The 22,277-nt window shown below is 51.1% G+C and carries 21 protein-coding genes; 14 read left to right on the top strand and 7 right to left on the bottom strand.

What is annotated here, in order from left to right:
• Positions 1 to 386: 386 nt before the first annotated feature.
• The 3 genes from LBF86_00170 to LBF86_00160 all read right to left on the bottom strand — a co-directional run bounded on the left by LBF86_00170 (position 387) and on the right by LBF86_00160 (position 3,784).
• A complete protein-coding gene (locus LBF86_00170) occupies positions 387 to 1,058 on the bottom strand; it encodes a hypothetical protein (protein MDR0663931.1) in 672 nt (223 codons plus the stop codon).
• 66 nt (positions 1,059 to 1,124) lie between these two features.
• A complete protein-coding gene (locus LBF86_00165) occupies positions 1,125 to 2,939 on the bottom strand; it encodes a menaquinone biosynthesis decarboxylase (protein MDR0663930.1) in 1,815 nt (604 codons plus the stop codon).
• Positions 2,924 to 3,784 (bottom strand): bifunctional riboflavin kinase/FAD synthetase, encoded by an 861-nt coding sequence (locus tag LBF86_00160; GenBank protein MDR0663929.1) that lies wholly within the window; start codon positions 3,782 to 3,784, stop codon positions 2,924 to 2,926. Before LBF86_00160 ends, LBF86_00165 begins: the two co-directional genes overlap by 16 nt.
• A gap of 230 nt (positions 3,785 to 4,014) precedes the next feature.
• On the opposite strand from LBF86_00160, the gene LBF86_00155 reads away from it, so the two are divergent.
• Entirely contained in the window at positions 4,015 to 4,674 is a 660-nt protein-coding gene (locus LBF86_00155) for a uracil-DNA glycosylase (GenBank protein ID MDR0663928.1), read from the top strand.
• 333 nt (positions 4,675 to 5,007) lie between these two features.
• Here the strand turns inward: LBF86_00155 and LBF86_00150 are convergent, their stop codons facing one another.
• Positions 5,008 to 5,664, bottom strand: a complete 657-nt coding sequence (locus LBF86_00150; GenBank protein ID MDR0663927.1) for a TonB family protein — start codon at positions 5,662 to 5,664, stop codon at positions 5,008 to 5,010.
• Positions 5,665 to 5,807: 143 nt separating this feature from the next.
• Here LBF86_00150 and LBF86_00145 point away from each other — a divergent pair, with 143 nt between their 5' ends.
• From LBF86_00145 to LBF86_00125, 5 genes are read left to right on the top strand one after another with little or no spacing between them, the layout of a single operon-like run.
• Positions 5,808 to 6,827 carry a ribonucleotide-diphosphate reductase subunit beta gene (locus tag LBF86_00145; GenBank protein MDR0663926.1) on the top strand — a complete coding sequence of 340 codons (1,020 nt, stop codon included), beginning with the start codon at positions 5,808 to 5,810 and terminating at the stop codon, positions 6,825 to 6,827.
• On the top strand, positions 6,817 to 7,926 hold the full coding sequence (locus LBF86_00140; GenBank protein ID MDR0663925.1) for a hypothetical protein: 1,110 nt from the start codon (positions 6,817 to 6,819) through the stop codon (positions 7,924 to 7,926). The genes LBF86_00145 and LBF86_00140 overlap by 11 nt, the downstream gene beginning before the upstream one ends.
• Positions 7,927 to 7,968: 42 nt before the next feature.
• Positions 7,969 to 9,327, top strand: a complete 1,359-nt coding sequence (gene ccoG, locus LBF86_00135) for a cytochrome c oxidase accessory protein CcoG (protein ID MDR0663924.1) — start codon at positions 7,969 to 7,971, stop codon at positions 9,325 to 9,327.
• A 5-nt stretch (positions 9,328 to 9,332) separates the two neighbouring features.
• Positions 9,333 to 10,052: a cytochrome c biogenesis protein CcdA gene (locus LBF86_00130; protein ID MDR0663923.1), complete on the top strand. Its 720-nt coding sequence runs from the start codon at positions 9,333 to 9,335 to the stop codon at positions 10,050 to 10,052.
• Entirely contained in the window at positions 10,049 to 10,423 is a 375-nt protein-coding gene (locus tag LBF86_00125; protein ID MDR0663922.1) for a diacylglycerol kinase, read from the top strand. Before LBF86_00130 ends, LBF86_00125 begins: the two co-directional genes overlap by 4 nt.
• Before the next feature lie 222 nt (positions 10,424 to 10,645).
• Here LBF86_00125 and LBF86_00120 read toward each other — a convergent pair whose 3' ends face one another.
• From LBF86_00120 to hsrA, 3 genes are all read right to left on the bottom strand, one after another.
• On the bottom strand, positions 10,646 to 11,563 hold the full coding sequence (locus LBF86_00120) for a tetratricopeptide repeat protein (GenBank protein MDR0663921.1): 918 nt from the start codon (positions 11,561 to 11,563) through the stop codon (positions 10,646 to 10,648).
• A gap of 110 nt (positions 11,564 to 11,673) precedes the next feature.
• Entirely contained in the window at positions 11,674 to 11,865 is a 192-nt protein-coding gene (locus tag LBF86_00115) for a hypothetical protein (protein MDR0663920.1), read from the bottom strand.
• A gap of 144 nt (positions 11,866 to 12,009) precedes the next feature.
• Entirely contained in the window at positions 12,010 to 12,729 is a 720-nt protein-coding gene (hsrA, locus tag LBF86_00110; protein ID MDR0663919.1) for a homeostatic response regulator transcription factor HsrA, read from the bottom strand.
• Positions 12,730 to 12,876: 147 nt separating this feature from the next.
• On the opposite strand from hsrA, the gene LBF86_00105 reads away from it, so the two are divergent.
• From LBF86_00105 to LBF86_00070, 8 genes are read left to right on the top strand one after another with little or no spacing between them, the layout of a single operon-like run.
• Positions 12,877 to 13,263, top strand: a complete 387-nt coding sequence (locus LBF86_00105; GenBank protein MDR0663918.1) for an NAD(P)H-quinone oxidoreductase subunit 3 — start codon at positions 12,877 to 12,879, stop codon at positions 13,261 to 13,263.
• Positions 13,245 to 13,754 carry an NADH-quinone oxidoreductase subunit B gene (locus tag LBF86_00100; protein MDR0663917.1) on the top strand — a complete coding sequence of 170 codons (510 nt, stop codon included), beginning with the start codon at positions 13,245 to 13,247 and terminating at the stop codon, positions 13,752 to 13,754. Before LBF86_00105 ends, LBF86_00100 begins: the two co-directional genes overlap by 19 nt.
• A complete protein-coding gene (locus LBF86_00095; protein MDR0663916.1) occupies positions 13,754 to 14,548 on the top strand; it encodes an NADH-quinone oxidoreductase subunit C in 795 nt (264 codons plus the stop codon). Before LBF86_00100 ends, LBF86_00095 begins: the two co-directional genes overlap by 1 nt.
• Complete coding sequence (nuoD, locus tag LBF86_00090) at positions 14,548 to 15,780, top strand: NADH dehydrogenase (quinone) subunit D (GenBank protein MDR0663915.1); 1,233 nt, start codon at positions 14,548 to 14,550, stop codon at positions 15,778 to 15,780. The genes LBF86_00095 and nuoD overlap by 1 nt, the downstream gene beginning before the upstream one ends.
• Before the next feature lie 9 nt (positions 15,781 to 15,789).
• The gene (locus tag LBF86_00085) at positions 15,790 to 16,023 is read left to right on the top strand and encodes an NADH-ubiquinone oxidoreductase subunit E family protein (GenBank protein MDR0663914.1); all 234 of its coding nucleotides are present in this window, start codon (positions 15,790 to 15,792) and stop codon (positions 16,021 to 16,023) included.
• 3 nt (positions 16,024 to 16,026) lie between these two features.
• Positions 16,027 to 18,027, top strand: a complete 2,001-nt coding sequence (locus LBF86_00080; protein ID MDR0663913.1) for an FAD-dependent oxidoreductase — start codon at positions 16,027 to 16,029, stop codon at positions 18,025 to 18,027.
• Complete coding sequence (locus LBF86_00075) at positions 18,020 to 20,053, top strand: (2Fe-2S)-binding protein (GenBank protein ID MDR0663912.1); 2,034 nt, start codon at positions 18,020 to 18,022, stop codon at positions 20,051 to 20,053. Before LBF86_00080 ends, LBF86_00075 begins: the two co-directional genes overlap by 8 nt.
• Positions 20,040 to 22,277 (top strand): NADH-quinone oxidoreductase subunit G, encoded by a 2,238-nt coding sequence (locus LBF86_00070; protein ID MDR0663911.1) that lies wholly within the window; start codon positions 20,040 to 20,042, stop codon positions 22,275 to 22,277. The genes LBF86_00075 and LBF86_00070 overlap by 14 nt, the downstream gene beginning before the upstream one ends.

Genomic DNA, 22,277 nt, shown 5'->3' with positions numbered 1-22,277 from the left:
CTCGGTAGTATTACACTTACTTTTGCCGATAAGTTTGCAGGCGTATTACGCTAACTTCGTTTATTCGCGGCGGCTCGGCGCTAAAAAACAGGAGATCGACGCGGCGATGAAAAAGATCGGCAAGGGCGATCTAAGCGCCTACGCCATATAAACGGCGGCTACGGACGCGACGCTTTTTTTTGGTTGCGAGGGTTCTTGCAAAAAGAAACTCGGCGCGTTCTTTCGCGGCTGCCGCCCGCAATTAGCCTCATCAAAAAAAGTCGCGTTTGATCTATTTTTCTTGATCGCCGTCGCTTTATCTCGCGACTAGCCTTATCGCAAAAAAGTAGCGTTTTACGCGCGGTTGTCTAAAACCGCTTTAACCGCCCGTTTTCGCTAGGTAAGCGTTAACCGAGCAGATAGTCCAGCGCCGCCTCAGCCGCAAGCCTAATCGCCTTATAGTTTTCCGTCGGGGCGTTTAGGATTTCGCGTTCGCTTTGAATATAGGGCGCTTCGACTAGTTCGTCGCGGCAGTTTTCCACCAGCAGTTTCGCGCTCTTTGGCGTGGTTTCAAGGTGAAATTGAAGCGCGACTACATGCTTGCCAATCGTAAAAGCCTGATTTGCGCACGCCGCGCTAGAGGCGATACGCTTTGCGCCGTTTGGCAGATCGAAAGTTTCGCCGTGCCAATGAAAAACAAGCGCTTGATCGGGCAAAAACGAGCCGCTAACGGCGGTTATCTTATGCCATCCGATCTCTTTTTGGGCGTTTTTATACACCTTAGCGCCAAGCGACGAGGCAATTAGTTGCGCTCCTAGACAGATTCCAATCGTTTTAACGCCGTTTTGTATCGCTCGTTTTATAAAGGCTTTTTCGGGCTTTAGCCAATCGTATTTATCCTCGTCGTTCGCGCTCATAAAACCGCCCATTATCACAAGCAGATCGATCCCCTCGATCGGCGCGAGCGCGTCGCCTTTATCAAATTGCGTAACCCCTATCTCAAAGCCGCGTTCGAGCAATATCTCGTTGATTGCGCCGCCGTCCTCAAACCAAATGTGTTGCAGAATATGCGCTCTCATAAATTGCGCCCTCCAAAGCGCTCAAACGCGACTATACATAAAAATTAGGTCAAAAAGGCGCTTATTTTATAGCGCCTGCCACTTTTTTATAAAGGTTTCGTCAAACTCCCACAGCCCTTTTTCGCGCAGTTTTTCAATAACGGCGCGGTCGCAATCGACGTCTTTTGGCCATTCGCGATAAAAGCCGTCGCGCTCGTCTTTCGTCGTCGCGTCAAGTAAAATAAAATCGTCGGCGGCTATAAGATCGCGCGCTACGTCGATATTATTGCAAACGCGCCAAAGAGACATATAGGCGTTGTTTACGTCGTTGTTTTTCTCGTCTAAAATTATCGCGATCGATATATGGCTTTTTAGCTTTTCGAGCGCCGCCGCAAACGTTTTGACGGGACGGCTCTTGCGAATTTGAATTAGCGCGATCGGATTTGCGCTGTCTATCCCGTATTGCTTTAAGGCGATCGCTTCGGGGAGCGCGGATTTGATTTTGTCAAGCAATTCAAGATCGCCCAGCGTAACGATCTTCTTTTGCGCTTTTTCGCCCGTAAAATCCAGCCCTAGTTTGCCGCCCGCAAGCGGTTTTGGCGAGCTGTGATCCAAAGCGTCCAAAACGCCGCTTGAAATAAGCATACGATCGGGGGAAAAGCGATCTAAACAGTATTTAAGCAAAGCCGCGTAGTCGTTTAGATCGGGCGCGTCCTCGCCTACAAATACCGCGTGCTTAACGAAGCTCATCTGCCCCGCGCCCCAAAAGGCGTGCGCGGCTTGAAGCGCGTGCGCGTCGTAACATACGCGCAGCTTGGCGATAATCAGATTGTGAAAAACGCCGTTTTCAGGCATTCTGTAGTCGATCAGCTCGGGACAGCTCGTTCTAAATAGCGGCAAAAAGATTCGCTCCGTAGGATAGCCCATATACTTATCCTCGATAGGCGGCTTTCCCACTACGGTCGCCGCGAAAACCGGATCGCGTTTGCTCGTTATCGCACAAACGCGCATAAACGGATAGGCTTCGGGCAACGTGTAATAACCCGTATGATCGCCAAACGGTCCTTCGATGCGCCTTTGGCTGGGATCGTCGATAAAGCCCTCGATGGTAAAGTCCGCGTCGGCGGGGACAAACAGATCGTTCGTAAGGCATTTGACGAGTTTTGCCGGTTTATCGCGGATAAAGCCGTAAAGCATAAGCTCGAAAATACCTCGCGGAAGCGGCGCGGTGGCGCACCACGTATAGAGCGGATCGCCGCCGATCGCGATAGACACGGGCATAGGAACGCCGGCTTTTTCATACTCTCGAAAAAACATATTGGAGTCTTTGTGAATCTGCCAATGAAGCCCTAGCGTATGATCGTCGAAAACCTGAAGGCGATACATGCCCAAATTGCGCGCTTTGCCGTCGAGCGATCGCGTATATACCTGTCCCATAGTAATAAACGCGCCGCCGTCCTCTTTCCATGTCGTCAGGATTGGAAGCGCGCTTAACTTCGCCTCTTTGTCGAGCAGGATTCGCGCCTGAGATTGCCCGCGCCCGTTTAAGCGCTTTGGAAAGCATTTGCGCAACTTGAACAGCTCCAGCGCTTTGGCGATTTTGCCGCGCATGGTAACGGGATGATCGGGCGCGGCTAGTTTTTGAACCCGCGATGCGATTTGCTCTATTTCGCAGCCAAAAATCATCTCCACGCGCTTGCGCGATCCGTAAATATTCATCAAAACGGGAGTTTGAAAGATATAACCGCCTCTTTTTGGCTTTGTAAACAGTAGCGCCCGCCCGCCGTCTTTTTTCTTAACTTCGGCGTATGCGATATGCGCCATTTCAAGATATACGTCAACCTCCTCGTCGATAACGCGCAATTCGTCCGCCGCCGCGAGGCGCTTTATAAATTCGCGCATTCGTTTTCCTTGTAGGTTAAAATGGTTTTGGCGGTGGCGACGTCTTTGGCGATCTGCTCTTTAAGCGCGTCTAGGTCTTCAAAACGGCGATTGCCGCGAAGTCTGTCGATAAACCAAATCGCGACGCGATCGATCGGCGGTATTTGCGCGCCCTCTTCTATGATATGCGTCTCGATCGAAAACGCGCCGTCGGCGCTAAGCCGTCTGCCCACAAAGCTAACCGACTGATAGCTCCTTGCTCCAATCTCCGTGCAAGCGGCGTAAACGCCGTCTTGCGGCGCTAAAAATTTCTCCACCGATAGGTTAATCGTGGGATAGAGCCGTTTTGAACCCAATCCCTGCCCGCGCACGACTTTGCCCTCTATAATATGCGGACGCGCCAAAAGCCGAGCCGCGCCCGATACGTTGCCGTCTAGCAATAACGATCTGATCCGCGTCGCGTGAACCGCCGTCCCGCCGAGCGAAACTTCCGACACGACGATTGTTTCCCCGTCAAATATGGTTTGAAGCTCCTTGCTTCCCGCGGCGCGGTCTTTGCCGAAACGAAAATCGTAGCCGACCACAAGCCGTTTTAAATTAACAAACTCCTCTTTAAGCTCCGCGATAAATTGAACGGGCGTAAGCTCCATAATCCGCTCCAACGGCACGATAATTACGGGGACGGGACAGAAGCGCTCCCTGACGCAATCGGGCGTTAAGCAGACGCGATCATGCTCGATCGCGAGCAACGCGCCGTTTTCGCCGAGCCTTTTTATAAGCTCTCGGTGTCCAAGGTGCAATCCGTCGAAGCCGCCTAGCGCCAGCGCGTTGATCGACGACTTATCTATAACCGAACATATATTCAAAATTACCTCTTTATTTAAAGCGACGACGGAAGTTTAGCCGAATACAGCCCGTCAAAGCGCTAAGGCTTGCGTCGTCCAAGAAAACCGAGGCGGCGGGTTCGGTTTAGACGGCGCGATTAGCCGCGAAATTTTTACGATAAACGCTTAAATCGACGGCGTTAAGCTAGCGCCGATTTTGGAGAAAGCGCGTTTGCTCGCTTTGCGCAGACGCTATCGTGTAAAATACCGCGATGAGCAGACGTTTGGCTTTACTTAAACGCCTGTTGGAGTTGTATCAACTTCAGCGGCTTGGGGACGACTATTTTCAAAACGATCCAATAGCTTCAAGCGAGGAGTTGCCCAGCGATCCAAAGCGACTAGAAGCGATGATCGCGAATTGCCATTTATGCGAGTTATCCAAGCGCCGTAAACGTTCGTTTATCGGGACGGGCGCGATGAAAAGCTCGATCATGTTCGTAACGGACGAGCCTAGCGCGAAGGAGGACGAGAGCGGCGAGCGGTTTTGCGGCGAGTCGGGCGAAATGCTAAAAAATATGATCGAGCGCGCGATGGAGCTTAGCTTGGACGACGTTTACGTAACGGCGGCGATCAAATGCCACTCCTTCGGCGAAAACGCGGACGCGGCTTTTATAGCGTGCAAAGAGTATTTAGCCGCCGAGCTAGAGCGGCTAAAACCTAGCGCGGTCGTCGCGCTTGGCAAACGGGCGTTTAATATGCTTTGCGCCACAAACGACGCGATCGCCGCCGCTCGCGGGCGGCTGTGGCGGTGCGCGTTTGATCGCGCTACGGTCGTTCCTACCCATTCGTTAGGATTTTTGCGCTCCAACCAAAGCGCGAAAAAAGAGACGTTTGAAGATTTGAAACTAGCGCTTTCAATAATTCGCGACTAACCCGCCGCTTTGCTTAGAAAGCCGCGCGACGTTTTGTTATAAAAGTTATTATAAATCATTGAATATATATCATAGCAAAGCGGCGCGGTAACATAGCGCAATTTTATAGTAAGGAGTTTGTATGCCTACGGAGGACGAAGGCGTAAAAAACGGCGGCAACGCGGAAGGCGGGCGGTCCGGTTCGCCGAATTGGCGTCTAAAACCGGCAATCCGTCTGGCGGCGGCAGAGATAACGCTCCGCCGAAAAAATAGCCGTTCGCGACGCGACGAATATAGCAAAAACAAGCGGGCTAGAGCGAATTAAAGGCGGGCGGCGGCTAACTAAACGCCGCGCTAAAGGCGATAGATAACGCGCATTCTGACGCGGACTGGTTCGCTTGGGCGCGGATAGTCTTTATAGGCGACGCGGATCGTATCGACGGCGTGATCGTCTAATAGACTCCAACCCGAACTTTTAATAATCTCAATCGGCGTTATATCGCCGTTTTGCATAAGCGTAAAGCCCAGAATAACCTCGCCTTGCATACCTTTCGAGACGGCTAGGGCGGGGTATCCCCTTTGCCACAAATAGCGTTGCGTGATGGTCTGAATCGGGTTAAGGTTTTGCTCTAAAAACTCGCGCTCTTGCGGGGTAAGCTCGTAGAGCATAACGCCGTATAGATCGCCTAGCTCCGCCGCGATCGCGGTTCGCGGTTCGTTTCTTTCGGGCGATTCGATCGCTGCCGCGCCGTCGGTAGCGATAGGGGAGGGCGCGAATATGGCGTTAAGATCGGCGACGCTTAAAGCGCCGCTCGCGTTTTGTTCGTTTTGCCTTTCGATTGTTTCCGACGCGCCTTTGGAATCGATTTGCTCGATCGGAGCGGCGTTCGCGCTTGCGGCGGGCGGCTCGATAGATGGGATCGCGCTTACTAGAGGCTCTTCAAAAAAACTGATTGCGATCGGGATTAGTTTCTCGCTTTGTCGATAGCGCTCCAATGATTTGAGCGACAACAAAAGCGCCGCTATAATCGGTAAATAGACGACTACGGCGATTACGAAGCTCTTGGCAAAACGAGAATACAGACGCTCTCCTTTCTTTTAACGCGCGGTAGTATAAAATAATATCATTATTTCTGTCTGGAGGGAGAGCTAAAATGGGGCGCAAGATAATCTACAATCCGACTTCCAACGAAGGCGTAAGCGACCGAATGATCATATCCGGCAATCCGACAGGTCTTGTCGAGCTTACCAAAGTCAAGTATCAGTGGGCGATCAACCTTTGGGACCTTATGCTCGCCAATACGTGGTTTCCAAAAGAGGTCGATATGACGCAGGACGCCAAAGATTACAAGGCGTTGCGCCCCGAAGAAAAGCGGATGTACGATCTGGTGCTGAGCCAGCTAATTTTTATGGACAGCATTCAGACCAACCAACTTCAGGACAACATTAACCCGTTCATTACCGCGCCTGAAATTAACGTGTTGGTGGCGCGGCAGAGCTTCGAGGAGGCGCTGCATAGCTCTAGTTACGCGGTGATGGTCGAGAGCATCAGCGAAAACACCGAAGAGATCTACGATATGTGGCGCAAAGACGCGCTTTTATACAAGAAAAATAGCTATATCGCCTCCGTTTACGACTCGCTAGTCAATAATCCGACCGACGAGATGAAGGTGTTGGCGATGTATGCGGTGCAGATACTAGAAGGCGTATATTTTTATAGCGGTTTTACCGCTATGTACGCTTTGGCGCGCGATAATAAAATGCTTGGCAGCGCGCAGATGATCAGATTTATTCAACGCGACGAGATCAGTCATCTGCTTATGTTTCAAAATATGCTTAACTCCCTTCGCAAGGAGCGCCCCGATCTTTTTACTAAAGAGTTGGAGGATAAAGCCTATCAGATGTTTGACGAGGCGACAAAGTTAGAGATCGAATGGGGGCAGCATATTACCGCTAACAGCATTTTAGGTTTTACCGATCAAATCATCGATCAGTATATTAAATATTTGACGGACAATCGCCTGAAAGCGGTGCAGTTAAAACCGCTATATAACGCGCAACATCCGATTAAGTGGGTCGATAAGTTCAGCCAGTTTAACGATCAGAAGAGCAACTTTTTTGAAGCGACGGTAAGCAACTACTCCAAAGGGAGTATAACGTTCGATGACGTTTAGCGATCTGCGCGAGCGATTAAACGAGCTAGACGCGGTTAAAAACGCGCCGTCCAAAAGAGTCGTGTATCATCTATCGCACAACGATCTGGACGGATATAGCTCTCATCTAATCGCAAAGCGGTTTTTTGGCGAGACTAAACGCTTTAATTCGGGTTACGGCGCCGAAGTGGGAGCGAAACTTGCGTTAATCGGATCGCTCGCGGAAAAAACGCCCGCGCGCGACGAAAAAATAATCCTAATTAGCGATCTAAACATAACCAAAGAAGATTGCAAATTAACGGAGAAAATCCGCGATCAATTAACGCGCGCTGGACACAAGATCGAGTTGCAACTGCTAGATCATCATAAAAGCGGCGAAACGTTAGCGGAAGAGTTCGACTGGTATTATCTCGACGTATCGCGTTGCGCTACCAAAATCGTGTATGATTGGTGCGTAGAGCGCGGCGAAAACATTCAGGCGGCAAACGACGAGGCGCTGGCGGAATACGTAGCCTGCGTGAATGCTTACGATCTGTGGTTGCAAGAGGATCGCGATCGCTTCGAGTTTGGCAAAACGCTAAATCGTTTAGTATCCGATTCGCGGGAGATAAGCCCGCTACTATTTGGCTTTGAGGATAGCGACTATCGTTTAAGCGCGTTAAGCGACGCGTTCGCGTATCTGGAGGGTTACAAAAATATCGAGCTAGACGACAATATATTGGCGATCAAAAAACGTTATCTAAGAGACGGCGGCGAAATTGATACGATCGATAATCTAGCGGCGCGGTTTGTCGTAAAACTGCTTGTTAAAAACCGCGAGCGAATGAGCGTGAATTACGACGGGCATAAGGGGATTTTGACCTATCAAGCGGGCAATATCTCGACGCTAGGAAACGCTTTTTTAAGCGAGCGCCCCGATTATCATTTCTTTCTTGACGTAAATCGTTCCGGTTCCATAAGTCTGCGCGCCAACGATAAGATCGACGTTAGCGCTATGGCGGCGAAGCTATTTAACGGCGGCGGACACGCTAACGCCTCCGGAGGCAGAATAAAGGAGTTCAAAGACGTTTTCACATACGAGCAGCTATTTGATCGCGTCGGCGACATACTGGGCGCTTAACTTTGCTATAATGTTTGCCATCATCTAAATAAGGAGCAAGCCTTGAACTTACCTTCTTACCACAAGTTACGCTATGTCGTAATGGCTTTTGCGACGGCGCTTACCATCGCCGTCCCGTTTATAACGATCAACGGAAGACATATCTTCCTGCTATCGTTTGATCATAAGCGTTTAGAACTGCTAGGCGTGGCGTTTGACACGCAAGAGTTTTATTTGATGCCGTTTCTGCTGATGTTCGGCTTTTTGTTCGTATTCGCCGTAACGACTGTGGGCGGGCGCGTCTGGTGCGGCTGGGGCTGTCCTCAGACGATCTATCGCGTTATCTACCGCGATCTGATCGAGGGGCTGATCTTTGGGCTTCACAGACGAGCCAATAGGCAAAAGCCGATCGACTATTCAAAACCGATCAATCGCGTAAAAAAGATCGCGGCGTTTTTGATTTGGGTTGTTTTGGCGCTGTTAGCCGCTTCCAATTTCAGCTGGTTTTTTGTGCCGCCCGAAGATTTTTTCGTCTATATTCAAAATCCGTCCGAACACCCCGTGCTAATCGGTATGATTGCGATTATCGCGCTGTTTTTGATATTCGACATAACCTTTATGGGCGAAAAGTTTTGCGCGGTTATCTGTCCTTATGTGCGCGTTCAATCCTCTATGTATGATCGCGACACGGTCTATACGATCTACGATGAAAAACGCGGCGGCAAAATCTACGACGGCGATACGAAGCTAGGCAAAAAACCGCTTGGCGAAAACGACGAATGTATCGGTTGCGAGGCGTGTACGCTAGTCTGTCCGACGCATATCGATATTCGCAAAGGATTGCAGCTAGAGTGTATTAACTGCCTCGAATGCGCCGACGCATGTAGAAACGTTATGGGCAAATTGGGCAAAATGTCGCTCGTGAATTGGAGTAGCGCCCGCGCGAGTTTGGGCGAGGGCAAAACCCGTTTCGTGCGTTTTAGAACAATCGCTTACGCCGTCTTGCTTACGCTTATTTTGACGGCGATCGCCGTAATCGGCGGCGAGAGAGAGAGTATGCTGTTGGATATTACCAAATCGAGCCGTCTTTATAAGATCGAGACGGTTGGCGACGTTAAGCGCGTTAGCGCCGATTATATCTTTCTGTTCGCCAATACCGACGACAAACCGCATACATACTATTTCGAGGTAGTATCGCCGAGCGGTTTGAAAATACTTTCGCCGACAAAGCCGTTTAAGATTAACGGCGAAGGCAAAAGCAAAGAGATCGTTACGCTATACGCCGACGAGGTTTTAGCCGATAACCCCTCCGAAGACACGAAGCTAAAAGCGCAAATTCGCGCCTACGCGCAAGACGATCAAAACATCAGCGTGTTTAGAGAGGCGGTCTTTATCTATCCCGCGCGAAGCAGGTTGGAGTAGCGGTTATGTTGGAAGAGGAGCTATATTCGCTGTTCTCCTCCGCGCCGTTTATTATAAGTTTCGCGGCGGGGATTTTGAGTTTTTTAGCTCCCTGCGTTTTGGCGATCGTCCCCTCGTATATATCCTATATTTCGGGACTTTCGCTAAAACAGATTCAACATTTTGAGACGCTGAACTTCGTCGAGCATATACGTCTTGTAGCGACGGCGTTTTTATTTGTGCTGGGCTTTTCGTGCGTCTTTATCGCCATCGGCGTTTTTGGCGATCTGGCGCTTGGAAACCTGATCGCAAACCCGTGGGCGCGCGTGATTGGCGGCGCTATTATCGTCGCGTTTGGGCTGCATTTTGCGCATATTATCAATATCCCGTTGTTTAACGTCCATAAACAGGCTAATTTCACCGCTAAAATCGCCTTTTTATCGCCGTTTATTCTTGGCGTAAGTTTCGCGCTGGGTTGGACTCCGTGCGCGGGACCTATTCTTGGCGCGATTATCACGATGAGCTTTCAGGAGGGATCGCGCGGCGCGGCTACGGCGCTGATGAGCCTTTTCTCTCTTGGGCTTGGTTTGCCGTTTTTATTGATCGCCTTTTTTGCCTCGTGGGCGTTCTCGGCGCTGGACAAGATCAAACCCTACTACCGGCGGATAGAGATTGCGGGGTCGATTGTGCTGGGCGCGATCGGGCTAAGCTATATCTACGACGGAATCAAATTATTGGCGCTATGAAGCGAGAAAAGAGGCGCGGTTTTAGCCTGTGGCGCAATACGATAAACTCCGTCGAGGGGCTGATCGAAGTCGCCAAAAACGAAAAGCCGATGAAGGCGGAGATTTTATTGCTGATCGCGGGAAGCGCGATCCTGATATTCTGGGATATAGCGTTTATTTATCGCGCCGTTTTGTTTATATCGCTTCTGTTGCCGATCTTTGCCGAGTTGATCAACAGCGCGATCGAGCGAGTAGTCGATCTGGTTACAAGCGAATATCACGAACTCGCCAAAGCCGCCAAAGACGCGGGTAGCGCCATTGTTTTAGTCGCGCTAACTATTACGGGTTTAATCTGGGCGACCGCGATCTGGCGGCTCTGTTTTACGGATTAAACGCCAAGTTTTAAGGTCGCTTTTTACGCCCGCTATAGCCTTCCTTCGCGCTACGCTTTCATCAATATGTTAGCGCTCGGTAATAACGGAAACGATAAAAGGAAACGCCAAAGCCTATGAATGGCAATCGGGCGCGGCGGTATTTTGTTTTTTCGCGTTCCGTATTATGAATAGACGCGCTTTGCCGCGGGAGTAGCCATAGGGGCTAATTCGCGTAAAACGTTAGTCGCGTATCAGGTTTTCTTGTTCTAAATATTGTAATGTGGCGCAATTACCTAGCTCGCACGCCTTTCTAGCGTCTTTAGTCGCATGTTTAAGGTTATTTAATAATTTATAAGCAAAAGCGCGATTATTGTAAGCGTCTGCGTCGTTTAGGTTGTTCTTGATCGCTTGGTTAAAATCCGCTATCGCTTCGGCATATTCGCCTAGAGCGCCATAGGCGCTTCCGCGGTTATTGTAAGCGTTGGCATAGTTTGGATTTATTTTGATCGCTTGGTTGTAATCGGCGATCGCTTTAGCGTATTCGCTTTGATAAATATAAGCGTTTGCGCGATTATAATAGGCTTTCGCGTAGTTTGAGTCGATTCTGATCGCTTGGTTGTAATCGGCGATCGCTTTTGAATAATCGCCTAATTTGCTATAAACGCTTCCTCGATTATTGTAAGCGTCGGCATAATTTGAATTGATCTTGATCGCTTGGTTAAAATCCGCTATCGCTTCGGCATATTCGCCTTGATTACTATAAGCGTTTCCGCGATTATTATAGGCTTTGACATGATTTGAATTGAGTTTGATCGCTTGGCTGTAATCGGCGATCGCTTTGGCATAGTCGCGCAATTTATCATAAACAACTCCGCGATTGTAGTAAGCGTTAACGTAGTCCGGGCTAATTTTGATCGCTTGGCTGTAATCGGCGATCGCTTTAGCGTATTCATGTAGATTATCATAAGCAAATCCGCGATTGTAGTAAGCCTCCGCATCGTTTGGATTTTCTTTGATAGCGATCGAGAACTGCCGAAGCGCTTCTTGGTAATTTCCTTGTTCAACCGCGGTTAAACCGCGATAAAAAGCGTCGCCTGCCGCAAATACAAAGCCTGTCGTTAGCAATAAACCTAGCAGAGCTTTTGTTATCGTTTTCATCGTTTAGCCTAAATCAAAATTTGGTAGCGCCGCCACAACAAATCTTACAAGCTAACGGCGCGCTTTCGCGGGCAAAAGCCGACCGATAAACGGTCGGCGCGGGGAAGGGGCTAAAGCCCTTTTAGCGTTACGCCCAAAACAAGCAGGACGTAAGAGGCGGAAAGAAACCAAAAAGCGTTTGGCGTGAAGATCGGAATATGAATCGATACTCCGATAACGGATAACGCTTGGTTGGCGACCGCCAAGATCGCTACGACGAGCGAAATCAAAAACACAATCTTTGAAGGCGCGTTAAGTCTCATCAGAACTCCTTTCAATAAAACGCTTTGATTATACCACAACGAGAAAGCTAAGCTATGCCGCCCGCGTATTTTAGAGTTTATTCAAACGGCAAGAAAAGCGGAGGTCGCGCCGACGCGGGCGATTTGCCCGTCCTTTGTCGCCGGTTATTTGTCGGTAATGGTCTGCCCCGAACAGTTGGGGAAACAGAAGCGATAGCCGCGCCGTCTGACCGTTTCAATCGTGTTAATGCCGAGCGGCTTGTCCATTTTTTGGCGAATTTGGTTGATCGCCACCTCGATCACGTTTGGCGTGACGAGTTCCGGTTCCTCCCATATCGCGTCTAGCAACTGCTCTTTGCTGATAATCTGATCGCGGTTTCTAGCTAGATGGGTTAAGACCTCGAAAGGTTTGCCTTTGAGTTCGATCTCGCGTTGCCGATAGTAGATTTTCTCTTCGTCGGGATCGATAATAAGCTCTCCCGCGTCGATCACGTTCGTACCGCCAAAGCGCAGTCTGGCTTCAATCCTAGCCTCCAACAGATCAAATAGCGATTGATCGAGATTGTCGCCCCAAAACGGCGTTTCGCAGTAGTCGTCAGCGCCTCTGTTTAGCGCGTCTATCAACTCGTCCTTGCTTGGGTTATCGGAGACGACTACCAAAGAGACCTGCTTGGCGTTTTTCTTGAGCGACAGCGCGAATGAATCGATTACGGGTTCCGCTATGCGCCAGTCGGATACGACAACGTCAATCTGTTCGGCGTTGAGCGCTTCTTCTCCCTCTTCAATCGTTTGCGCCGTTGTAGTAGCGTAGCGTAGAGCGTTTAGATTTTCGGCAAGAATGCGGCGACGAACCTCCGAGGAGGATAGTATAAGAAGACGTTTCATGCGACTGATCCCTAGCAAATATTAAAGATTTCTTATTGATTATATAGTTTTTTTTAGTATTATGCAAGATTAAGGGTTACCAAATTCATAGGATTAAACCTTATTTTTGTATAGTAAATACAAAAAGATTTAATAAGGAGCGACGGCTTGGAATCGTATTTCGGAGTTTTTTTTCTATTTATCCTTACGTTTGGAGCGTTTTCGGCGACGGTTGCGCTTTCGGCTTGGCTGTTTAACGCCAGATCGGCAAGAGACGATCTGAAACTGAAGCTCTCCCCGTTCGAGTGCGGACCTGAAACCTCGCTTCAGCCCAACCGAATAAGCGCGCGGTTTTTTCTCTTTGCGCTGCTGTTTATTCTGTTTGACGTGGAGATTATATTTATGGCGCCGTGGGCTGCGGCTTACAAGAGCCTAATAGCGAGCGGCAACGGCGCGCTGGCTTTCGGCGGCATGCTGATATTTTTGGGGATTTTGGCGGTAGGGTTTCTTTACGAGTGGAAGAAAGGAGCGCTAAATTGGCAAAGCATCAAATAGATTATCTGTCGAGCGGAGGATTGCCGATCGCGCTGACGACGGTGGATAAGCTGGTAAATTGGGGGCGGAGCAATTCGCTGTGGTTTTTGACCTACGGCTTGGCTTGTTGCGCGATCGAGATGATGGCTTCGGGCGGCGGTCGTTTTGATTTCGACAGGCTTGGCACGATCTTTCGCGCCTCGCCGCGCCAAGCGGAAGTGATGTGTATCGCCGGCACGGTGAGCAAAAAGCACGCGCCGTTTGTGCGCCGATTATACGATCAGATGGCGGAGCCAAAATGGGTGATCTCGATGGGCAGTTGCGCCAATACGGGCGGCTTGTTCAACACCTACGCTACGGTGCAGGGGGTGGATCGCATTATCCCCGTGGATATTTATCTCCCCGGTTGCGCCCCGCGCCCCGATACGCTTATCTATGCGGCGATGATGCTTCAGCGCAAGATCAGAAGCGAGCCGATGAACCGCAAAATTAGCGCCAAAAGGTTTGTGTGATGTTTAGACCATATACGCCAAAGGGCGACGTTCAGAAAAAGCCCTACCATACCGATCGATTCTACGTTCCTAAAGAGATAGCCCAAGAGCCGATAACCGACGAGATCGTCAAGGACGATCTAGAAAAGCTAGAGCGCGCGATCGGCGATACTAAAAGTTTTTTTATGCGCAACGAGGCGATAGTTTATGTTCCCGCGCCTAAAAACAAAGAGGCTCTGGCTTTGCTGCGATCGCTCGGTTACGAGCAGTTGATGGAGCTAAGCGCGATAGACTATCTAGCGACGCGCGGCGAGCTAGAAGTGTTTTACGAGCTGTTAAGCGCGGTAAAAAACCGCCGTTTGCGGCTCAAGGTCGTTATTAAGGAAAAAGAGGCGATCGAGAGCGTCGCGGACATGTGGCGATCGGCTAACTGGTCGGAACGCGAGTGCTACGATATGTTTGGCGTTATATTCAACAACCACCCGCGTTTAAGCCGTATTCTTATGCCCGACGATTGGAACGGACACCCGCTTTTGCGCTCCTATCCGCTTCAAGGCGACGAGTTTGCGCGGTGGTACGAGGTCGATAAGATATACGGCAAGGAGTTTAGAGAGAAGATCGGCGAGGAAAACCGCGATCCCGCGAGAGTCGATCGGAACGATACGCGCAACTTCGCGCGGCTTGGCTACGAGGTTGGAGTAGGCGAAGCGCCCAAAGACGAGATTACGCCGATCAAATATGTGGAAAAACGCTCGATTGTTTTATACGACGACTTCGATCCGCAAAAGCAAAAAGTGTTAGATAAGAGGAAATAATGACGACGCAACTACCCAATCGCCTACAGCCTTTTTATGAAAATATCGCCTTTGAGCGCGACGACAATACGATGATCCTAAACTTTGGTCCGCAACACCCTTCGGCGCACGGTCAGATGAATCTAATCCTAGAGCTTGACGGCGAGCTGATAACAAAATCGCGCCCAAATATAGGCTTTCTGCACCGCGGCGTGGAGAAGATGGCGGAAAATATGATCTATAACGAGTTTCTGCCTACCACCGATCGCATCGATTATATTAACTCCACGTCCAATAACTACGGTTTCGCGCTCGCCGTAGAAACATTGCTCGGCATAGAGGCGCCGCGCCGCGCTCAAGCGATCAGATTGGCGCTTCTCGAACTTAGCAGAATCTGTAGCCATCTGCTGTTTCTCTCCACGCACGCGCTGGACGTGGGCGCGATGAGCATGATGCTCTATCCGTTTCGCGAACGCGAATACGCGCTCGATCTATTCGAGGAGTATTGCGGCGCGCGGCTTACGCACAACTCTATAAGAATCGGCGGCGTTCCGCTGGATTTCACGCCCGAATGGATCAAGCAGTGCGAGGCGTTTTTGGATCATATGCCCAAACAGATCGAAATCTACGACGCGCTATTAAAAGAGAACAGAATATGGCGCATGCGGTTAGAGAACATTGGCGTGATAAGCAGAGAGCTGGCTATGAGCTGGGGGCTTAGCGGCGTTATGCTGCGCGGTAGCGGCGTGGCGTGGGATATTCGCAAGGAGCGCCCCTACGAGCTATATAAAGAGGTAGATTTCGAGGTTCCTATAACCGACGTAGGCGACTGCTACGGACGCTACCGTCTCTATATCGAGGAGATGTGGCAATCCATTAAACTGATCCGTCAGGCGTTGAAAATATACGAGGACTCGCCGCCGGAACTAATGGCAAACGCGCCCGAATATATAAGCGCGCCCAAAGAACAGCTTATGACGCAAAACTACTCGCTTATGCAACACTTCGCGCTGATTACGCAGGGCATGCGTCCGCCAAAGGGCGAGGTTTATGTCGCCACCGAATCGCCAAAGGGCGAGCTTGGCTTTTATATCGTGAGCGACGGCGAGCCGTATCCGCGCCGCGTTAAGGTTAGAGGACCTAGTTTTTTTCACTGCGGGCTGTTAGAGGACCTGTTGATTGGACACCAAGTCGCCGACGCGGTAACTATTATCGGCAACGCCAACGTTATTTTCGGCGAAATAGATAGATAGGACTATATTATGAAACGATTTGATTTACGCGAATTAAAACAAGAGGCAATCGGTAGAATGAAAACAATTATCGCGGACGAGTTAGCCCAAAACGAGGCGGCGCTTTTTATTTTCGAGGCGAAAGATTTTTCTATTGTTCAGAGTAGCGCCGACGCGGTTAAAGAGCTAAATTGCGAATTGCTTAACTCGCTTAAATATAACGAGGTCGATTGGACGGTCTCTATTAGAAAAAGAAACGCTTGATATATGGTTAAGCCGTGGTTTAGCTCTTGGCGCGGCGCGATAATCGACAATCGCGGCAAGCCAAGCGACGAGTATGTTTCAAGCGCGTTAAAATTACCGGACGTTTTCGACGGCAATCGCGCCGTGCGCGCCTTTATCGGTTGGGACGGCGTGGCGATCTTCGACAAGGGCGTGGACGTGGCGCGTCTTGCTTGCGAATACGCTCTGCAGTATCAGAACTACGCTCAGGCGTGCGGGCGGTGCATGCCCGGACGAGCTGGCGGGCGGATACTCTACGATCTGCTAGATAAGATCGCAAGAGGCGAGGGCGAAAACGAGGATATTGAGCGGCTTAGAACCGCCTGCTTAGTTATGCAATCTAGCTCTAAATGCGAGATAGGGCGCACCACGCCAAAGGCGATCTTGCAATTGATCGAGTATTTTCCGCAAGCGTTTAACGAGCGCGTTGTTTTGCGCGAAAAAAGCGCGGAGTATGATAGCGCCCTGCCTATCGTAGCCAAAGTTACCGCGCCCTGTTCGGACGCCTGTCCCGATCGGGTGGATATTCCAGCCTATATCGAGGCGCTTAAAGATCGCCGTCCGCTAAAGAGCTTAGAGGAGACCCGCAAGGCGATGCCGCTTGCGCATGTATGCGCTCGCGTCTGTCCGCACCCGTGCGAGGATAGTTGCCGCCGAAGCCATTTTGACGAGTCCGTAAGCATTATGGAGCTAAAACGAATCGGCGCGGATTACGAGGATAAGCGCGCTCTATCCGATCGCGTAGCGATAAAACGAGCGCCGATCGGCAAAAAGGTAGCGATCGTGGGAGCCGGTCCCGCGGGGCTTACCGCCGGTTACTATCTTGGATTAAACGGCGTGGAATGCGATATTTTTGAAGCGTTGCCCGTAGCTGGAGGCGAGGTGATGACGGGCGTGCCGGAGTATCGAATGCCAAGCGCCAAATATCTAAGCGATATTCGCTTTGCGACCTCCTGCGGCGCCAAGATACATCTTAACTCTCCGATCGACGTTGAAAAACTGATTGAGTTAGAAAAAAACTACGACGCTATTTTGCTTAGCTTTGGCGCTAGAGTTTCTAAAAAGTTGCGTTGCGAAAACGAAAACGAATCCGTAAAGGGCTATTGGGGCGCGATTAGCTTTCTCGATCGGATAAATCTATGGGAGAAATTCAGAATCGGATCGCCCGTCGATTTAACGGGAAAGACGGTCGTATGCGCGGGCGGCGGCTTTACCTCGATGGACGTGGTGCGTTGCGCCGTGCGCGCGGGCGCGAAGCGCGTTATCATGCTCTATCGCCGAAGCGAGCGAGTGATTATTAGGAACACGAGCGAAGAGGAGTATAAAGAGGCGCTAGAGGAGGGCGTGGAGTTTATTTTTCGCGCCGCGATCGCTAGGATTATCGATGAAAACGGCGCGATCAAAAAGGTTGCGTGCAACCGTTACGAGGCGATTGAAGGCGGCGCGGGCGGCTCACGCCAGCAGTTAGTTAAGCTAGAGGGTCAAGATTTCGAGCTTGAGTGCGACTATGTGATCCCAGCGGTTAGTCAAGACCCTGATCTAAGCCTTCTGCCCAAAGAGTGGAATATCGATCTGACAAGCTGGGGGACGATTAAAACGGACGGCAAAACCTTCGCCACAAACCGACGCGGCGTGTTTTCGGCGGGCGATTGCGAATACGGACCTATGACGATTGTAAATGCCGTAGGGCAGGCGCGCCGCGCGGCGAACGTAATGCTAAACTACCTAAAGACGGGCGAAATCAGGCGAAGCGACGACGAGACGATGGAGGATCTGTTGCGCGGCTTTCGCGTGTTTAACAAAGAGGAGAAGCCTACGGGCTATCTTGGCGGTTTTGCGCGGCAGACCGCGCGAAAACTTGAGACGCAAGTTAGAAAGAGAAACCACGACGAGGTTAATTTCGGTTTAACGAACGACGCGGCGTTTAAGGAAGCCGATCGGTGTATGCGCTGTTACTATATCGCTTTGGCGGCGTTGAATGGTTAATTTAACGATAGACAATCGCCAAGTTTGCGCGCGCGAGGGCGATACGATCCTGCGGGCGGCAAGAAGCGTCGGCGCGTATATCCCTACGCTCTGTTTTTTAAGCAAGATTTCGGCGGCGGGTTCGTGCAGATTGTGCGTCGTGGAGATCGAGGGCGCAAACGGCGCGGTCGCCTCCTGTCAAACGCCGGTTAAAGAGGGCATAAGGGTAACGACAAACAGCGCCGCGCTCTTTGAGACGCGCAAACGGATTATGCAGATGATATGCGTAAATCACCCGCTTCAGTGCGGCGTATGCGACAAATCGGGCGATTGCGAGTTGCAGGATAAGGCGCTGGAGTTTGGTTTGAGCGAGCAGATATTTAGCGCCAAAGAGCTCCCGCGCGCAATCGAGGATTGGGGTATATTAACCTACGATCCTTCGCTGTGCGTGATGTGCGAGCGGTGCGTCAGGACGTGCAACGAGATCGCGGGAGATACGGCGCTGTCTATCGAGGCTGGCGGCTATAAATCCAAAATCGTATTTGACGGCGATCGCTGTTCAAACTGCGGCGAGTGCGCGGCGGTCTGTCCCGTAGGCGCGATCGTTACGAAGGATTTCAAATACCGCGCCAACGCGTGGGAGCTAAGCAAAACCCCTTCGACGTGCCTATACTGCTCCCTCGGTTGCGACGCGACGATTGAAACTAGGCGAGGCGAGGTTAAGCGCGTGAGCGCCGACGCGGAAAACGGCTTCTTATGCGCCTTAGGACGCTTTGGCTTTAAGCGAAACGTCGCAAGCGGCGGGTTCGACAAGAGCGCCGAAAACGTTCGGATAAACGGCGACGAGACCAACGAAGAGATATATCTGCTTAACGATATGGGCTATAAACTCGTCAATAACGCGATCGCGGATTTTCAGCGGTTTTTAACGACATACGCCAAAGCGAGCGGCGAGACGCTTTGGAACGCCAAAGTCGGCGATATAGCCGCGAGCGATACGATCTTGCTTTTTGCTCCCGCCGTAAGTTCGGAATCCGCCTTTATCAAATCCGCGCTTATCAAGGCGGGGTTGATCGGCGGCGCGGATATTTTCGCCTTCGCGCCGTTCGAGGACGAGACGATCTCCAAAGCGGCGCGTTTTATCCGCTACGAGACGGGCGCGGAGGAGGGGGTTTTCGCTATGCTGTTAAAAGCTCTCGTTAAGGAGCCAAGCGGCGAATTGAAACGATGGTTAGACGACCTCGACGACGGCGCGTTAAGCGCCGAAACAAACGTCGGCGAGGAGGAGCTAGAGGCGATTAACATAGGCAAAAAGACGCTTATCGTTCTTGGCGGCGAGATATACTCCTGCCGCAGAGCCGAAAATATCGCCGCAATCGCGGGAGCGTTAAGATCGAACGGGTTTGATATTCTGATGATCCCGCCTACGCCAAACGCGCTCGGAATCGCTTTAACCTGCGATATTCATAACGGCGAAAGCGAAAACGTCTTTCCGATCGCGCCCAACGAGGCGAAAGAGGGGACGATCGTTACGATCGACCGCGTAATAAAACCGTTGAACGCCGCTATCGGATACGACGGCGTTAGCGCGGGCGCCCTTGCCAAAGAGCGCGGGCTTAAAATTAAATGGACAATCGACGCTTCAGGTTGGTTGCCGTTTAACGATACGGCATTTGACGATCTGACGCCCTACGAGATAGACAATCCAAAGACCGAAATATCGGTTTTCGCGCCCGAAGGTATCGAGCCGTTCGAGGAGTATAACGGCTCCGTGGCGCGATACGACGCGGTTTATAAGCCGTTTAAGGAGCGAGGCGAGTTGATAGGCTCTAAGCAGTTCGCGGAGGCAAACGGCTTAAAAAATGGCGATAATGTTAAAATCGAAACGAAGTTAGGCGCCGTTGCGAGGAAGTTTATAGTTTCGCCCAAGATGAAGGGCGTAATAGCAAAGCTGGAGGTCTTTGATTTGCCGACAATTCAAGCGAACGTGCAATACCGTTACGAGGTTATCAATCCGCGAAAGGGCGAGTTAAATGGGCGAGATTAGATTAACGATAAACGATCGCCAGATCGTCGCTAACGAAGGCGACACGATTCTTTCGGTCGCTCGCGCGAATAATATCTATATCCCCGCGATCTGCTGTTTGACGCGCTGCTCGCCTACGCTCGCCTGCAGGCTTTGCATGGTGGACGCCGACGGTAAGCGCGCCTACTCGTGCAACGCGAAAGTCAAAGAGGGAATGGTCGTTAAAACGGAGGGCGACGATCTTAGCGCCGATCGCCGCGCCATTATGGAGATTTACGCGATCAACCACCCGCTTCAGTGCGGCGTATGCGACAAATCGGGCGAGTGCGAATTGCAAGATAACGCCCTATTTCAGAGCGTAGCCTCGCAAAGCTACGCGATTAAGGACACGGATAAGAAGCCTGTAGAGTGGGGGCGCGTTCGCTACGATCCCGCTCTGTGCATAGCGTGCGAAAGGTGCGTTACCGTATGCAAAGATATTATTGGCGTAGGCGCTTTAGCTACGACTCCGCGCGGAGGCGACGCGATCGACGAGAAGTATAAGGAGTCGGCGCCCAAAGACGCATATACGATCTGGAACAGAATGAACAAATCGCTGATCGCCCGTTCGCCAAAAGGCGATAACTGCGTCGATTGCGGCGAGTGCGCGGCGGTCTGTCCTACGGGCGCTATGGTAACGAGCGAGTTTCAATATAAAAGCAACGCTTGGGAGCTAAAGCGCGTTCCGTCCTCGTGCGTTCACTGTCCTAGCGCGTGTCATCTGTTCTACGAGGTTAAACAGGGCGGCATAGACGAGCCGGACGATACGATCTACCGCGTTACCAACGACTTTCACTTTCAGAGCTTATGCGGCGCGGGGCGTTTTGGTTACGACTTTGCTAACAAGCGCGTCAAAAAGGACGAGGCGGCGTTTGAGCGCGCGCTAGAGGCGCTGAAAAAGGCTAAAGCGGTTCGTTTTAGCTCGCTAATTACCAACGAGGAGATTTTGATCCTCAATCGGCTTAAAAAACGTTTAGGGCTAAAACTGATCAACGACTCCGCGTTTGCGCTCTCTAAGTTTCTTAAAACCTTTAGCGCCGTTAGCGGTAAAACGCTCTATAGCGGCTCGAAGGATACGATCGGCGATTTTACCGTCTCGATCGGCGTTCGTCTCTCGAACGACAATCCGCAGCTTCGCTACGCGATCAACAACGCGCTCGTCGTCAAAAAGGGCGCGGCGATCGACTTTCACCCGATCGGCGATCCGATCGTCGATACGATGCACAAAAATATGCTTGTTATGCGCGGCGAGGTCGGCGGCGAGGAGATCGCGCTGGCGAAGTTATTAAACCGCTTCGCCGATCGACTGCCCAAAACCTTAAAGGCGAAGATCGAGGGTTTGGTATTTGACGCGGCGGAGCTAGAACAGATCGATAAATTAGTCGAAAACAGGAGCGGCTTTACCCTTATCGCGGGCGGCGATCTCTTCTGCCATCCGCGATCGGAAAACATAGCGCGTATGCTGGGGCTATTGGAAAAGTATTCGCCCTTCAAAGTATTGCTCTCGCCGCTAAAGGGCAACGATCTCGGCGCGGCGCTAAACGCCGATCTGGACGAAAGCGCGAACGGCTACGCGGTAGGCTACAACGCCAAAGGCGATTTTGTATTAACCGCGTTTGGCGCGCAAGGCGCAAACGAGCTGGATACGCCCGCCTTGGTTCAGCAAGAGGGGACGATCGTAAATATCGATAAGCGCGTCGTCGCGATCTATCCCGCGCTTGGCTACGAAGGCTATACGCTCGCCCACCTTTACAACGCGATCGCAAACGACGGCGAGATTATAGAGACGACGACGGATTTGACGGGCGAATTGGGCGCGCCGTTCGATTCGCTTGAAAACGAGTTTGGCGCGGACGGCAAGGAGCGGCGCGGTTTTACGCTAACGGCAAGCGAGATCGAGTCGATCGACGCGCTGGAGAAGCCAAAACCGCTCAAAATAGACGGCGCTATCGTCTATCTAGCTAACGCGATCGACGAGTTTAACGCCCATCTATCAAGCGGCGATAAACTCTTGGCGAGCGATACGTTTTTAGAGAGGCATGGATTGAAGGAGGGCGACAAGGCGAGGGTAACGATCGACGGCGTTTCTTTGGAGCTCGAAGTCAAAAAAGAGGGGTATATTCAAGGCGAATTTGCCTTTGTTAGCGTTTGCGAGGGCGCGCTTACGGGTTGGCGCTTCAAATTGGCGAGTATTACTAAAGGGTAA

Source organism: Helicobacteraceae bacterium (assembly GCA_031258155.1).
Classification (GTDB): domain Bacteria; phylum Campylobacterota; class Campylobacteria; order Campylobacterales; family SZUA-545; genus JAIRNH01.
The sequence above is the reverse complement of the archived record's forward strand: the minus strand, read 5'-3'. Positions and strand labels throughout refer to the sequence as shown.

Coding starts and splice junctions, on each gene's coding strand:
- LBF86_00145 (MDR0663926.1), top strand. CDS start 5,808: ATGGGGCGCAAGATAATCTACAATCCGACTTCCAACGAAGGCGTAAGC.
- LBF86_00080 (MDR0663913.1), top strand. CDS start 16,027: ATGGTTAAGCCGTGGTTTAGCTCTTGGCGCGGCGCGATAATCGACAAT.
- LBF86_00165 (MDR0663930.1), bottom strand. CDS start 2,939: ATGCGCGAATTTATAAAGCGCCTCGCGGCGGCGGACGAATTGCGCGTT.
- LBF86_00095 (MDR0663916.1), top strand. CDS start 13,754: ATGTTTAGACCATATACGCCAAAGGGCGACGTTCAGAAAAAGCCCTAC.
- nuoD (MDR0663915.1), top strand. CDS start 14,548: ATGACGACGCAACTACCCAATCGCCTACAGCCTTTTTATGAAAATATC.
- hsrA (MDR0663919.1), bottom strand. CDS start 12,729: ATGAAACGTCTTCTTATACTATCCTCCTCGGAGGTTCGTCGCCGCATT.
- LBF86_00125 (MDR0663922.1), top strand. CDS start 10,049: ATGAAGCGAGAAAAGAGGCGCGGTTTTAGCCTGTGGCGCAATACGATA.
- LBF86_00085 (MDR0663914.1), top strand. CDS start 15,790: ATGAAACGATTTGATTTACGCGAATTAAAACAAGAGGCAATCGGTAGA.
- LBF86_00130 (MDR0663923.1), top strand. CDS start 9,333: ATGTTGGAAGAGGAGCTATATTCGCTGTTCTCCTCCGCGCCGTTTATT.
- LBF86_00120 (MDR0663921.1), bottom strand. CDS start 11,563: ATGAAAACGATAACAAAAGCTCTGCTAGGTTTATTGCTAACGACAGGC.
- LBF86_00115 (MDR0663920.1), bottom strand. CDS start 11,865: ATGAGACTTAACGCGCCTTCAAAGATTGTGTTTTTGATTTCGCTCGTC.
- LBF86_00170 (MDR0663931.1), bottom strand. CDS start 1,058: ATGAGAGCGCATATTCTGCAACACATTTGGTTTGAGGACGGCGGCGCA.
- LBF86_00070 (MDR0663911.1), top strand. CDS start 20,040: ATGGGCGAGATTAGATTAACGATAAACGATCGCCAGATCGTCGCTAAC.
- LBF86_00140 (MDR0663925.1), top strand. CDS start 6,817: ATGACGTTTAGCGATCTGCGCGAGCGATTAAACGAGCTAGACGCGGTT.
- LBF86_00075 (MDR0663912.1), top strand. CDS start 18,020: ATGGTTAATTTAACGATAGACAATCGCCAAGTTTGCGCGCGCGAGGGC.
- LBF86_00155 (MDR0663928.1), top strand. CDS start 4,015: ATGAGCAGACGTTTGGCTTTACTTAAACGCCTGTTGGAGTTGTATCAA.